The 12685-nt window shown below is 63.2% G+C and carries 12 protein-coding genes; 8 read left to right on the top strand and 4 right to left on the bottom strand.

The window, feature by feature from the left end; translation table 11 throughout:
- Positions 1-9: 9 nt before the first annotated feature.
- The 3 genes from AC07VU_RS00655 to AC07VU_RS00645 are packed head-to-tail and all read left to right on the top strand — an operon-like array spanning position 10 to position 2886.
- Positions 10-936 carry an ABC transporter permease subunit gene (locus AC07VU_RS00655; protein ID WP_007927027.1) on the top strand — a complete coding sequence of 309 codons (927 nt, stop codon included), beginning with the start codon at positions 10-12 and terminating at the stop codon, positions 934-936.
- 10 nt (positions 937-946) lie between these two features.
- Entirely contained in the window at positions 947-1915 is a 969-nt protein-coding gene (locus tag AC07VU_RS00650; protein WP_009042158.1) for an ABC transporter ATP-binding protein, read from the top strand.
- Positions 1915-2886, top strand: coding sequence for a peptide ABC transporter ATP-binding protein (locus AC07VU_RS00645; protein WP_007927025.1), 972 nt, complete (start codon positions 1915-1917; stop codon positions 2884-2886). Before AC07VU_RS00650 ends, AC07VU_RS00645 begins: the two co-directional genes overlap by 1 nt.
- 116 nt (positions 2887-3002) lie before the next feature.
- Here the strand turns inward: AC07VU_RS00645 and AC07VU_RS00640 are convergent, their stop codons facing one another.
- The gene (locus tag AC07VU_RS00640; protein ID WP_053259629.1) at positions 3003-3263 is read right to left on the bottom strand and encodes a hypothetical protein; all 261 of its coding nucleotides are present in this window, start codon (positions 3261-3263) and stop codon (positions 3003-3005) included.
- Positions 3264-3541: 278 nt separating this feature from the next.
- Positions 3542-5125: a peptide chain release factor 3 gene (locus AC07VU_RS00635; RefSeq protein ID WP_007923830.1), complete on the bottom strand. Its 1584-nt coding sequence runs from the start codon at positions 5123-5125 to the stop codon at positions 3542-3544.
- 523 nt (positions 5126-5648) lie between these two features.
- Here AC07VU_RS00635 and AC07VU_RS00630 point away from each other — a divergent pair.
- The 5 genes from AC07VU_RS00630 to AC07VU_RS00610 all read left to right on the top strand — a co-directional run bounded on the left by AC07VU_RS00630 (position 5649) and on the right by AC07VU_RS00610 (position 10965).
- Positions 5649-6365: an ABC transporter permease gene (locus tag AC07VU_RS00630; protein ID WP_274305534.1), complete on the top strand. Its 717-nt coding sequence runs from the start codon at positions 5649-5651 to the stop codon at positions 6363-6365.
- 20 nt (positions 6366-6385) lie between these two features.
- Positions 6386-7279: a glycine betaine ABC transporter substrate-binding protein gene (locus tag AC07VU_RS00625; RefSeq protein WP_274335808.1), complete on the top strand. Its 894-nt coding sequence runs from the start codon at positions 6386-6388 to the stop codon at positions 7277-7279.
- Between the two features lie 14 nt (positions 7280-7293).
- A complete protein-coding gene (locus AC07VU_RS00620) occupies positions 7294-7947 on the top strand; it encodes an ABC transporter permease (protein WP_087091236.1) in 654 nt (217 codons plus the stop codon).
- The gene (locus AC07VU_RS00615; RefSeq protein ID WP_274305532.1) at positions 7944-9101 is read left to right on the top strand and encodes an osmoprotectant ABC transporter ATP-binding protein OsmV; all 1158 of its coding nucleotides are present in this window, start codon (positions 7944-7946) and stop codon (positions 9099-9101) included. The genes AC07VU_RS00620 and AC07VU_RS00615 overlap by 4 nt, the downstream gene beginning before the upstream one ends.
- 700 nt (positions 9102-9801) lie before the next feature.
- On the top strand, positions 9802-10965 hold the full coding sequence (locus tag AC07VU_RS00610) for a type III PLP-dependent enzyme (protein WP_007923836.1): 1164 nt from the start codon (positions 9802-9804) through the stop codon (positions 10963-10965).
- Between the two features lie 169 nt (positions 10966-11134).
- Here AC07VU_RS00610 and AC07VU_RS00605 read toward each other — a convergent pair whose 3' ends face one another.
- Both AC07VU_RS00605 and AC07VU_RS00600 read right to left on the bottom strand, forming a co-directional pair.
- Positions 11135-11917, bottom strand: coding sequence for a tetratricopeptide repeat protein (locus AC07VU_RS00605; RefSeq protein WP_495029411.1), 783 nt, complete (start codon positions 11915-11917; stop codon positions 11135-11137).
- Between the two features lie 3 nt (positions 11918-11920).
- Entirely contained in the window at positions 11921-12601 is a 681-nt protein-coding gene (locus AC07VU_RS00600) for a Fe2+-dependent dioxygenase (RefSeq protein WP_009042146.1), read from the bottom strand.
- Positions 12602-12685 lie beyond the last annotated feature (84 nt).

Below are 12685 nucleotides of genomic sequence, written 5' to 3'. Positions count from 1 at the left end.
ACAATACTCATGAGCACTCCAACCTCCTCAGTAGCCGTATCCGCCGTGGCCGTGGATCAAAGCCTGCTGTACCCGTCGCCGTACAAGGAATTCTGGCAGGCCTTCTCGCGCAACAAGGGCGCGGTGGCCGGCCTGCTGTTCATGCTGCTGGTGATTTTCTGCGCGATCTTCGCACCCTGGGTCGCCCCGCATAACCCGAGCGAGCAATACCGCGACTTCCTGCTGACCCCGCCGGTCTGGCTCGAAGGCGGCCAATGGCAGTTCATCCTCGGCACCGACGAACTGGGCCGCGACCTGCTGTCGCGCCTGATCACCGGTTCGCGCCTGTCGCTGCTGATCGGCCTGTCGTCGGTGGTCATGTCGCTGATCCCGGGCATCCTCCTGGGCCTGTTCGCCGGCTTCTTCCCACGCCTGCTCGGCCCGACCATCATGCGTCTGATGGACATCATGCTGGCCCTGCCGTCCCTGCTGCTGGCCGTGGCGATCGTCGCCATCCTCGGCCCAGGCCTGATCAACACCGTGATCGCCATCGCCGTGGTGTCCCTGCCCTCCTACGTGCGCCTGACCCGCGCCGCGGTGATGGGCGAGCTCAACCGCGACTACGTGACCGCCGCGCGCCTGGCCGGTGCCGGCCTGCCGCGCCTGATGTTCATCACCGTGCTGCCCAACTGCATGGCGCCGCTGATCGTCCAGGCGACCCTGAGCTTCTCCTCGGCGATTCTCGATGCCGCGGCCCTGGGCTTCCTCGGCCTTGGCGTCCAGCCGCCCACCCCTGAGTGGGGCACCATGCTGGCCTCGGCCCGCGACTACATCGAACGCGCCTGGTGGGTGGTGAGCCTGCCCGGCCTGACCATTTTGCTCAGCGTGCTGGCAATCAACCTGATGGGCGACGGCCTGCGCGACGCGCTGGACCCGAAACTCAAGAACGCCGCCTGAGGAGATTCCCATGTCACTGCTAGAAATCAAGAATCTCAACGTGCGCTTCGGCGACGCCCAGGCCGTTCCCGTGGTGGATGGCCTGGACCTGAACGTGGACAAGGGCGAAGTCCTGGCCATCGTCGGCGAATCCGGCTCCGGCAAGTCCGTGACCATGATGGCGCTGATGGGGCTGATCGAGCATCCCGGCATCGTCACCGCCGACGCCCTCAGCTTCGACGGCAAGGACATGCTCAAGCTCAGCGCCCGGCAACGCCGGCAGATCGTCGGCAAGGACCTGGCCATGGTGTTCCAGGACCCGATGACCGCGCTGAACCCGAGCTACACCGTGGGCTTCCAGATCGAGGAAGTGCTGCGCCTGCACCTGAAGATGTCCGGCAAGGCGGCCCGCAAGCGCGCCATCGAACTGCTGGAAAAAGTCGAGATCCCGGGCGCCGCCAGCCGCATGGACGCCTACCCGCACCAACTGTCCGGCGGCATGAGCCAGCGCGTGGCGATTGCCATGGCGATTGCCGGCGAGCCGAAGCTGCTGATCGCCGACGAACCGACCACCGCCCTGGACGTGACCATCCAGGCGCAGATCATGGAGCTGCTGCTCAACCTGCAACGCGAGCAGAACATGGGCCTGGTGCTGATCACCCACGACCTGGCGGTGGTCGCCGAGACCGCCCAGCGCGTGTGCGTGATGTACGCCGGGCAAGCGGTGGAAGTGGGCCAGGTGCCGGAGTTGTTCGACATCCCCGCCCATCCCTACACCGAAGCGCTGCTGGCAGCGATTCCCGAGCACAGCATGGGCGCCGCGCGCCTGTCGACGTTGCCGGGCATCGTTCCCGGTCGCTACGACCGTCCGCAAGGTTGCCTGCTCTCGCCGCGCTGCCCGTACGTGCAGGAAAACTGCCGCCAGCAGCGTCCAGGCCTCGATCCGAAAGCCGCCAGCCTCGCCCGCTGCTTCTACCCGCTGAATCAGGAGGTGGCGTAATGGCCGTCGTTCTTACCGCCCGCAACCTGACCCGTCACTACGAAGTGTCCCGCGGCCTGTTCAAGGGCCACGCCACCGTGCGCGCCCTCAACGGCGTGTCGTTCGAGCTGGAAGCCGGCAAGACCCTTGCCGTGGTCGGCGAGTCCGGCTGCGGCAAATCCACCCTGGCCCGGGCCCTGACCCTGATCGAAGAACCGTCTTCCGGCTCCTTGAAAATCGCCGGCCAGGAAGTCGCCGGCGCCGACAAGGCCCAGCGCAAGCAACTGCGCAAAGACGTGCAGATGGTGTTCCAGAGCCCCTACGCCTCGCTCAACCCACGGCAGAAGATCGGCGATCAACTGGCCGAGCCGCTGCTGATCAACACCCGGCTGTCGGCCAGCGAGCGACGGGAAAAGGTCCAGGCGATGATGAAGCAGGTGGGCCTGCGCCCCGAGCATTATCAGCGCTACCCGCACATGTTCTCCGGCGGCCAGCGCCAGCGTATCGCCCTGGCGCGGGCGATGATGCTGCAACCGAAAGTGCTGGTGGCGGACGAACCGACCTCGGCCCTCGACGTGTCGATCCAGGCCCAGGTGCTGAACCTGTTCATGGACCTGCAGCAGGAGTTCAACACCGCCTATGTGTTCATCTCCCACAACCTGGCGGTGGTGCGTCACGTCGCCGACCACGTGATGGTGATGTACCTCGGCCGGCCGGTGGAAATGGGCCCGAAAGAGGACATCTACACCCGTCCGCTGCACCCTTACACCCAGGCGTTGTTGTCGGCCACGCCGACCATTCACCCGGACCCGGACAAACCGAAGATCAAGATCGTCGGCGAATTGCCCAACCCGCTGAACCCGCCATCCGGCTGTGCGTTCCACAAGCGCTGCCCATACGCCACCGAGCGTTGCAGCAGCGAAGAGCCGGCCCTGCGCCTGCTCGACACCCGCCAGGTGGCCTGCCACTACGCCGAACAGTTCCTCGGCTGAGCCGGCAAAAAAAGGCGCCGCGGTGACCCGCGGCGCCTCATCTGTGTTGACCAAACCCCTTCTGCCGGATTGCGCATCAGTCCGGCAGGAGGGGTTTCTTTTTCCGCCAGCCTGGCTCAGCCCTGGCTAGCCTCGTCGTCGCTGTCGGGATCCGGCTCGTCGGTGGTCGAATCGTCATCGCCCTCGCTACCACCCTGCCCCTGGTCGCCCGGCTCGGATTCCGACTTGGCGATCATCTGCACCCCGTTCTGCAAATGCCCCGGCCCCCAGAAACCCGGCACCCGTGCGGCCTGGTCGCCGGCCCAGGCCGCGGATATGCCCAGCGACAACAGCACCAGCACCTTGAGCAACAGCACACCCCGTTGGAAGACATTCATGTTGATTCCGTCCCTTTATGTAGGTGAATCAATGATGGCCACAGACCCTGACCTGCAAGGCGCGCTTTCGTATGAAACCTTGCCCCTGAAACCTAGCCCCGAAGCTGGCGCTTTTCCAGATAGGAAGCTAGCGATTCCGCCATTGGATAGACCGCTTTCGACTAGCCCCTAAAACCTCGGGTTATGCCCCACAGGTGTGCGTGCATCACCTATCCACGGATATAAAAAAGCCCCGCTGTTTGCACAGCGGGGCTTTTTTGTGAGGCTTGGCTCAGACCTTAGTGATGCTCGCGGGTCGCGCGGAATTTCACGTCGGGCCAGCGCTCTTCCATCAGCGCCAGGTTGACTCGGGTCGGGGCCAGGTAGGTCAGGTGACCGCCACCGTCCAGTGCCAGGTTTTCCACGGCCTTGTTGGAGAATTCCTCGAGTTTCTTCTTGTCGCTGCAATCGATCCAGCGCGCGGACCACACGGTGATCGGCTCGTAGGAGCACTCGACCTTGTATTCCTCTTTCAGGCGGCTGGCGACCACATCGAACTGCAGCACACCGACGGCGCCGAGGATGATGTCGTTGCTGCGCTCGGGGAAGAACACCTGGGTCGCGCCTTCTTCGGCCAGCTGTTGCAGGCCCTGGCGCAGTTGCTTGGATTTCAGCGGGTCCTTCAGGCGCACGCGGCGGAACAGTTCCGGGGCGAAGTGCGGGATACCGGTGAAGCCCAGGGCTTCGCCTTCGGTGAAGGTGTCGCCGATCTGGATGGTGCCGTGGTTGTGCAAGCCGATGATGTCGCCGGCGTAGGCTTCTTCGAGCTGTTCACGCTCGGAGGAGAAGAAGGTCAGCGCATCGCCGATGCGCACGTCCTTGCCGGTGCGCACGTGGCGCATCTTCATGCCTTTCTCGTACTTGCCCGAGCAGATGCGCATGAAGGCGATACGGTCGCGGTGCTTGGGGTCCATGTTCGCCTGGATCTTGAACACGAAGCCTGTGAACTTCTCTTCCTGCGGCTCCACGGTACGCTCGTTGGCCACGCGCGCCAGCGGCAGCGGCGCCCAGTCGACGACGGCGTCGAGCACGTGGTCCACACCAAAGTTGCCCAGGGCGGTACCGAAAAACACCGGGGTCAGCTGGCCGTCCATGAACGCCTGCTGGTCGAACTCATGGCAGGCGCCCTGCACCAGCTCCAGCTGCTCGATGAAGCGCTCGTACTCGTCGCCCAGGTGGGCGCGGGCTTCATCGGAATCGAGCTTCTCGATGATCTTGGTTTCGGTGCGCTCGTGACCGTGGCCAGGGGTGTAGACGATGATGTAGTCGCCCGCCAGGTGGTACACACCCTTGAAGTCGCGGTAGCAACCGATCGGCCAGGTGATGGGCGCCGCCTTGATCTTCAGGACCGCTTCGATTTCGTCGAGCAGTTCGATCGGGTCGCGGATGTCACGGTCGAGCTTGTTGATGAAGCTGACGATCGGCGTGTCGCGCAGACGGCAGACGTCCATCAGGGCGATGGTCCGTGGCTCTACGCCCTTACCGCCGTCGAGCACCATCAGCGCCGAGTCCACCGCGGTCAGGGTGCGGTAGGTGTCTTCCGAGAAGTCTTCGTGGCCCGGGGTGTCGAGCAGGTTGATCATGTGTTCGCGATAAGGGAACTGCATGACCGACGTGGTAATGGAAATACCGCGCTGCTTCTCCATCTCCATCCAGTCGGAGGTGGCGTGGCGGTCGGACTTGCGGGACTTCACCGTACCGGCAACGGCAATCGCCTTGCCCATCAGCAAGAGCTTCTCGGTGATGGTGGTTTTACCCGCATCCGGGTGGGAAATAATGGCGAAAGTGCGGCGTTTCGCGACTTCGGCGGCCTGTTTGGTCATGGGAAATCGCCTGGCAGGTGATTCAAAAAAAGGGCGGCGAGTATAGCGCAAAGCAAGCTCCACGGACCACCGTTCGGCCCTCGCCCCTGCAACCCTTGCCCCTGTGGCCGCTGCCGAGCAGCGCGAGGCTGCGATCAGGCTGGGCGGCATTGCGATGTTGCTCTGTCAGGTATGCCGAGGAGGCAGGTTCTGCGACGGCTGCGCCGCCGATCGCAGCCTCGCTGCGCTCGGCAGCGGCTACGGGCAGCCAGGCATCAGAGATATCGGAGTTATGGGATTGAGGGTGGCCAAACGCTGCCAAATATGGAACCTTTTAAAAGGTGGAGGCGTCCACTCCCCTGTTACGGGCTTTCGTCAGGGGTAGAAAAATCAGCAAGTTAGCCTGACGAGGCTATGCGTATGGCTCGATCCCGCGCTGTTTCCAGCGCATCGACGAGCTGCTTCTCGCGACCGTTCTTTTGGCAGCCAGGTATGGCCTTGCCACACGAAAGAATGCTCGCCGACATGAAAAAGGAGTCCGCCTGTGGCTATTCGCTATGGCAAAGGGCTGATAGGAGGCGCGGCGGTCATCGCTCTCCTGGCCCTGCTGGTCCACTGGATCGGCATCAGTACGATCGAACACTACCGCGACGATCTGTTGTTTTACCTGCAAGCCCATCTATACCTGGTACTCGCTTCAATATTCGCCGCCCTCGTGGTGGGGATACCCGCCGGCATCTTCCTCAGCCGACCGCAAATGGTCGGGCGTGCCGAGCGCTTCATGCAGGTGTTCAACATCGGTAACACCGTCCCTCCCCTGGCCGTCCTGGCCATCGCTCTGGGGATCCTCGGCATCGGCAGCGGGCCGGCCATCTTCGCCTTGTTCCTCGCCTCCTTGCTGCCCATCGTGCGCAACACCTACGAAGGCCTGAAAAACGTCCAGGGTTCCCTCAAGGAAGCCGCCGTCGGCATCGGCATGACGCCGCGCCAGGTGCTGTGGAAAGTCGAGCTGCCCAACGCCGTGCCGATCATCATCGGTGGCGTGCGCGTGGCCCTGGCGATCAACGTCGGTACCGCGCCGCTGGCCTTCCTGATCGGCGCCAACAGCCTTGGCAGCCTGATCTTCCCCGGCATCGCCCTGAACAATCAGCCGCAACTGCTGCTCGGCGCGGCCTGCACCGCCTTGCTGGCGCTGCTGCTCGACGGCCTGGTGACACTGGCCAGCCGCCTCTGGCTGGAACGCGGCCTGCGCCCGTCTTAAGCCTGCGCGAAGGAATTCACATGAAAAAAATAGCTTTGATCATAGGCTGCGTCCTGCTGTGCGCGGGAATTGCCCAGGCCGCGCAAAAGCCGGTGATCCGCATCGGCGCCCGGGTCTTCACCGAGCAGACGCTGCTGGCGGAAATCACCTCGCAGTACCTGCGTAGCAAGGGTTACGACACCCGGGTCACCGGCGGCCTGGGCAGCAACCTGGCACGCAGCGCCCACGAAAGCGGGCAGCTGGACATGCTCTGGGAATACACCGGGGTGTCCCTGGTGGCCTACAACCACGTGACGGAAAAACTCGACAGCCAACAGTCCTACGACCGGGTCAAGGAACTCGACGGGAAAAAAGGCCTGGTCTGGCTGACCCCGTCGAAATTCAGCAATACCTACGCCCTGGCCCTGCCGAAAAACGTCGCGGACGCATACCCGCAGATCAACAGCGTCAGCGACCTGAAACACGTCCTCGACGCCGAACGCCAGGACCACCACCTGATCGCCCTGGACACCGAGTTCGCCAACCGCTCTGACGGTCTGCAAGGCATGGTCAAGCTGTACGGCATGGACCTGACCCGCAAGAACATCCGGCAGATGGACGCAGGGCTGGTCTACACCGCCCTGCGCAACGGCCAGGTGTTCGCCGGCCTGGTGTACACCACCGACGGCCGGCTCAATGCCTTCAACCTGAAATTGCTCAACGACGACCTGCATTACTTCCCCGACTACACCGCGGCCCCCGTGGTACGCCAGGCCTACCTCGACGCCCACCCGCAACTGGCCGCCGACCTCAAGCCGCTGGCCGAACTGTTCGACGACGAAACCATGCGCCAGCTCAACGCCCGGGTCGACGTCGACCATGAAAGCCCATCCGCCGTTGCCGCAGATTTCCTGCGCCAGCACCCACTGAATTGAGGGAGGAAAGAGCCATGGAATTTCTCAACGCCTTTTCCCATCTCGACTGGCAGCAAGTCATCCAGCTGACCTGGCAGCACATCACCCTGGTGGGCATCGCCGTGACCCTGGCGATCCTCTTCGGCGTGCCCCTGGGCATCCTGATGACCCGCTTCCCGACCCTCGCCGGCCCGCTGCAAGCCAGCGCCACCGTGCTGCTGACCATTCCGTCGATTGCCCTGTTCGGCCTGCTGCTGCCGTTCTACTCCAGGTTCGGCCAGGGCCTGGGGCCGCTGCCGGCGATCACCGCGGTGTTTCTCTACTCCCTGTTGCCGATCATGCGTAACACCTACCTGGCGCTGACCGGCGTCGAGCCGGGGATTCGCGAAGCCGCCCGCGGCATCGGCATGACCTTCGGCCAGCGCCTGCGCATGGTCGAGCTGCCGATCGCCGTGCCAGTGATCCTCGCCGGCGTGCGTACCGCGGTGGTGATGAACATCGGTGTCATGACCATCGCCGCCACCATCGGCGCCGGCGGCCTGGGTGTGCTCATTCTTGCTTCCATCAGCCGCAGCGACATGTCGATGCTGATCGTCGGCGCGGTGCTGGTCAGCCTCCTGGCCATCTTCGCCGACCTGCTTCTGCAATGGCTGCAACGCTCCTTGACTCCAAAAGGACTGCTCAAATGATCGAACTTCAAAACCTGACCAAGACCTTCCAAAGCAACGGCAAGACCATCACCGCCGTTGACTCCGTAAGCCTGACCGTCAATGAAGGCGAAATCTGTGTGTTCCTTGGTCCATCGGGCTGCGGCAAGAGCACCACGCTGAAGATGATCAACCGCCTGATCATGCCGACCTCGGGCAAGGTGCTGATCAATGGCGAAGACACCACTGGCCTCGACGAAGTGACCCTGCGCCGCAACATCGGCTACGTGATCCAGCAGATCGGCCTGTTCCCCAACATGACCATCGAGGAAAACATTGTGGTGGTGCCCAAGCTGCTGGGTTGGGACAAGCAGAAATGCCATGACCGCGCCCGCGAGCTGATGAGCATGATCAAGCTCGAACCCAAGCAATATCTGCATCGCTACCCACGGGAACTGTCGGGAGGCCAGCAACAGCGGATCGGGGTGATCCGCGCGCTGGCGGCCGATGCGCCGCTGCTGTTGATGGACGAACCTTTCGGCGCGGTCGACCCGATCAACCGCGAGATGATCCAGAACGAGTTCTTCGAAATGCAGCGGGCGCTGAACAAGACCGTGATCATGGTCAGCCACGACATCGATGAAGCCATCAAGCTCGGCGACAAGATCGCCATCTTCCGCGCCGGCAAGCTATTGCAGATCGACCATCCGGACACCCTGCTGGCCCATCCGGCGGACGAGTTCGTCAGCAACTTCGTCGGCCAGGACAGCACCCTCAAGCGCCTGCTGCTGGTGAAGGCCGAGGACGCCGCCGACAACGCGCCGTCGGTGAGCCCGGACACCCCGGTGGCCGACGCCCTGGAACTGATGGACGAACACGACCGCCGCTACCTGGTGGTGACCTGCGCCGACAACAAGGCCCTGGGGTATGTGCGCCGCCGCGACCTGCACCGCCAGGCCGGCACCTGCGCCCAGTACCTGCGCGAATTCAACGCCACCGCGGCCTACGACGAACACCTGCGGATCCTGCTGTCGCGGATGTACGAATTCAACCGTTCGTGGCTGCCGGTGCTGGATGCCGAGCGGGTGTTCCTCGGCGAAGTGACCCAGGAATCGATTGCCGCCTACCTCAGCTCCGGGCGCTCGCGCGGCATGAAGACCAACATCGTCTCGCCGGCCGAGACTGCACTGGCCTGACCTGCCGCATCGGCCGGATCTTGTAGCCGCTGCCGAAGAATGAGGCTGCGATCGGCCGCAAAGCGGCCGTGCCGCCCTGCCCTCGGTGCCCTGATATACCGAGGTGCCGGGTCTGCGCCTGCTTCGCAGTCGATCGCAGCCTCGTGCCTCGGCAGCGGCTACAGTGCCTCGCGACACCAGCCCGCACTGGGCCCCTCACGCCACGGATTCCCCACCCTGGGGAACATCAGCCTGTCATCTGGGTCGGTTACATAAATGACTGGCTCGGACCACGCGACGAACGCGTGCAAAAACGCGACATTTTTTGTTGATCTCAGGCCCCTCACGCCCTAAAGTTCGCGCCGAACGTCCATGCTGGAAACGATCCATCCGGCTCAAGTACTGACGACGAGACAGCAAGGCCATAGGGAAACCTTTTGCAGATCGTTTGAGAGCGTAGCGAGCGCAGGCAAGACAAGGCGGGAAGAGGCGAGGAAGCGGAATTTACTGGTTGTAAATGAGCATTCCGAGCCTCTTCCCAACACAGTATTGCTCGCGTAGCGCCGAAGGCGCACAGCACGCAGTAGCTCTCAAACGATCTGGGTGGCCTTTTTGCTTTCGGCGGCAATGCCTTGGGAAGTAGGCGAACCAAAGTGGGGATACGGAGGACGTTCATTTGCACCCATTGTTTTTACCCGTTTGCCATTAGGAGCTCCCAGGTATGTCGATTCAGGTCGAAGACTATTTCGCGCGCGAAACCTTTCAGAAAATGAAGGCGTTCGCCGACAAGCAAGAAACCCCGTTCGTGGTCATCGACACCCAGATGATCGCCCAGGCCTACGATGACCTGCGTGCCGGTTTCGAGTTCGCCAAGGTCTACTACGCGGTAAAGGCCAACCCGGCCGTCGAAATCATCGACCTGCTGCGGGAAAAAGGTTCGAACTTCGACATCGCCTCGATCTACGAGCTGGACAAGGTGCTGGGCCGCGGCGTCAGCCCGGACCAGATCAGCTACGGCAACACCATCAAGAAATCCAAGGACATCCGCTACTTCTACGAGAAGGGCGTGCGTCTGTATGCCACCGACTCCGAAGCCGACCTGCGCAACATCGCCAAGGCCGCGCCGGGCTCGAAAGTCTATGTGCGCATCCTCACCGAAGGCTCGACCACCGCTGACTGGCCGCTGTCGCGCAAGTTCGGCTGCCAGACCGACATGGCCATGGACTTGCTGATTCTGGCTCGCGACCTGGGCCTGGTGCCTTACGGCGTGTCGTTCCACGTGGGTTCGCAACAGCGCGACATTAGCGTCTGGGATGCGGCGATCGCCAAGGTCAAGGTGATCTTCGAACGCCTGAAGGAAGAAGACGGCATCCACCTCAAGCTGATCAACATGGGTGGCGGCTTCCCGGCCAACTACATCACCCGCACCAACAGCCTGGAAACCTACGCCGAGGAAATCATTCGCTTCCTCAAGGAAGACTTCGGCGACGAGCTGCCGGAAATCATCCTCGAGCCAGGCCGTTCGCTGATCGCCAACGCCGGCATCCTGGTCAGCGAAGTGGTGCTGGTGGCGCGTAAATCCCGGACCGCCGTGGAACGCTGGATCTACACCGACGTGGGCAAGTTCTCCGGCCTGATCGAAACCATGGACGAAGCCATCAAGTTCCCGATCTGGACCGAGAAGAAAGGCGAGACGGAAGAAGTGGTAATCGCCGGCCCGACCTGCGACAGCGCCGACATCATGTACGAGAACTACAAGTACGGCCTGCCGCTGAACCTGGCCATCGGCGACCGCCTGTACTGGCTGTCCACCGGTGCCTACACCACCAGCTACAGCGCCGTGGAATTCAACGGCTTCCCGCCCCTGAAATCCTTCTACGTGTAAGCGATACGCCGCAACGAAAAAGCCCATGACCAGTCATGGGCTTTTTTTTATGCCTGCGCGATAAACGCTGAAAAAATGCCTCCGTAGGAGCGAAGCTTGCTCGCGATAGGCCGAAGGCCGGTGGTGGCCTTGATGCCGCCTTCGCGGGCAAGCCTCGCTCCTACAGAAGCTACAGCCGGGCTAATGCCTCGCGGTCGGTTTCATCCCCCAACTGCGCCGCACGCTGGTGATACGCCAGGGCCAGGCCACGAATCTGTGGATGGGCAGCCTGCAACAAGGCGCCGCGGGCGACCCGCAAGAAGTTCAAGTTGCCGCCTTCCAGGGCCTTGTTTAGCCAACCCAGCGCCTCGTCGATACGCCCGGCATCGGCGAGCACCGCGGCATGGCTGAACTGCCCACGAAAATCCCCGCCTTCGGCGGAACGGCGATACCAGTCACAGGCCGCCGCGACATCCCTGGGGCAGTGACGCCCCTCCTCCAGATAACGGCCCAACAGGTTCATGGATTTGGCGTGCCCCATAGTGGCCGCCCGCTGGTAGCAGCTCAAGGCCAGGGCCTGGTTTTCAGCGACCCCGCGACCGGTGGCCAGCAGGTTGGCGTAGTTGTACAGCGCCCAGTCCAGCCCGGCTTCGGCGGCCTGGCGATAATGCCCGGCGGCGGCCTGGGCATCGGCCTCGCAGCCCCAGCCATGCTCGTGGCAACGCCCCAGCATGTTGCGCGCCATCAGCTGCCCGCCCTTGGCGGCGATCGCAAACCAGCGCAGCGCCAGCGCCTGGTCGCGCTCGATGCCCAGGCCGTCGAGCAGGATCTGCCCGAGCAGCGCCTGGGCATCCGGCACGCCCTCCCCGGCTGCCAGCAGGATCGCCTGGGCGGCCCGGGCCGGGCTCTGTTCGAGCATGGCGCGCAGTTGCTCGCCGTCGAGGACTTCCTCGCGGCGTAACTGGAAACTCACGGCTTACACCTCGACCCAGCGACGCAATAGGTTGTGGTAGGTGCCGGTCAGGCGGATCAACGACGGATGCTCCGGCATGTCGCGGGTCAGTTGCTGGATCGCCTCGTCCATCTCGAACAGCAGGGCGCGCTGGCTGTCTTCGCGCACCAGGCTCTGGGTCCAGAAGAACGACGCGTAACGGGTGCCGCGGGTGACCGCGTTGACTTTGTGCAGGCTGGTGCCCGGGTACAGCACCATGTCGCCGGCCGGCAGCTTCACCCGCTGGGTGCCGAAGGTGTCCTGGATTTCCAGCTCGCCGCCGTCGTAGTCCTCCGGGTCGCTGAAAAACAGGGTCGACGACAGGTCGGTCCGCACCCGCTCGACGCTGCCCTTGGGCTGGCGCACGGCGTTGTCGATATGAAAGTCGAAACTGCCACCGGCGGTGTAGCAGTTGAGCAGCGGCGGGAAAACCTTGTGCGGCAGCGCCGCCGACATGAAGCGCGGGTGCTGCCACAGGCGCTCGAGCATCGCCGCGCCAATCTCCTGGGCCAGCGGGTGGCCTTCGGGCAGTTGCAGGTTGTGCTTGGCCTTGGCCGACTGGTAACCGGCGGTGATCTTGCCGTCGGCCCAGTCCGCCTGCTCCAGGGCCTCACGGATACGCAGCACTTCTTCACGGGAGAACAGGCCGGGAATATGCAGGAGCATGAGGCAATACCTGAAAGCAAAGGGGGTGCAAATGATATTGATTCTTATTGCAAATGTAAAATGCGCAGACGAATGAAAGCGTAA

Source organism: Pseudomonas sp. GW821-FHT02B10 (genome assembly GCF_059421865.1).
The sequence above is the reverse complement of the archived record's forward strand: the minus strand, read 5'-3'. Positions and strand labels throughout refer to the sequence as shown.

Coding starts and splice junctions, on each gene's coding strand:
- AC07VU_RS00655 (WP_007927027.1), top strand. CDS start 10: ATGAGCACTCCAACCTCCTCAGTAGCCGTATCCGCCGTGGCCGTGGAT.
- AC07VU_RS00650 (WP_009042158.1), top strand. CDS start 947: ATGTCACTGCTAGAAATCAAGAATCTCAACGTGCGCTTCGGCGACGCC.
- AC07VU_RS00645 (WP_007927025.1), top strand. CDS start 1,915: ATGGCCGTCGTTCTTACCGCCCGCAACCTGACCCGTCACTACGAAGTG.
- AC07VU_RS00640 (WP_053259629.1), bottom strand. CDS start 3,263: ATGAATGTCTTCCAACGGGGTGTGCTGTTGCTCAAGGTGCTGGTGCTG.
- AC07VU_RS00635 (WP_007923830.1), bottom strand. CDS start 5,125: ATGACCAAACAGGCCGCCGAAGTCGCGAAACGCCGCACTTTCGCCATT.
- AC07VU_RS00625 (WP_274335808.1), top strand. CDS start 6,386: ATGAAAAAAATAGCTTTGATCATAGGCTGCGTCCTGCTGTGCGCGGGA.
- AC07VU_RS00620 (WP_087091236.1), top strand. CDS start 7,294: ATGGAATTTCTCAACGCCTTTTCCCATCTCGACTGGCAGCAAGTCATC.
- AC07VU_RS00615 (WP_274305532.1), top strand. CDS start 7,944: ATGATCGAACTTCAAAACCTGACCAAGACCTTCCAAAGCAACGGCAAG.
- AC07VU_RS00610 (WP_007923836.1), top strand. CDS start 9,802: ATGTCGATTCAGGTCGAAGACTATTTCGCGCGCGAAACCTTTCAGAAA.
- AC07VU_RS00600 (WP_009042146.1), bottom strand. CDS start 12,601: ATGCTCCTGCATATTCCCGGCCTGTTCTCCCGTGAAGAAGTGCTGCGT.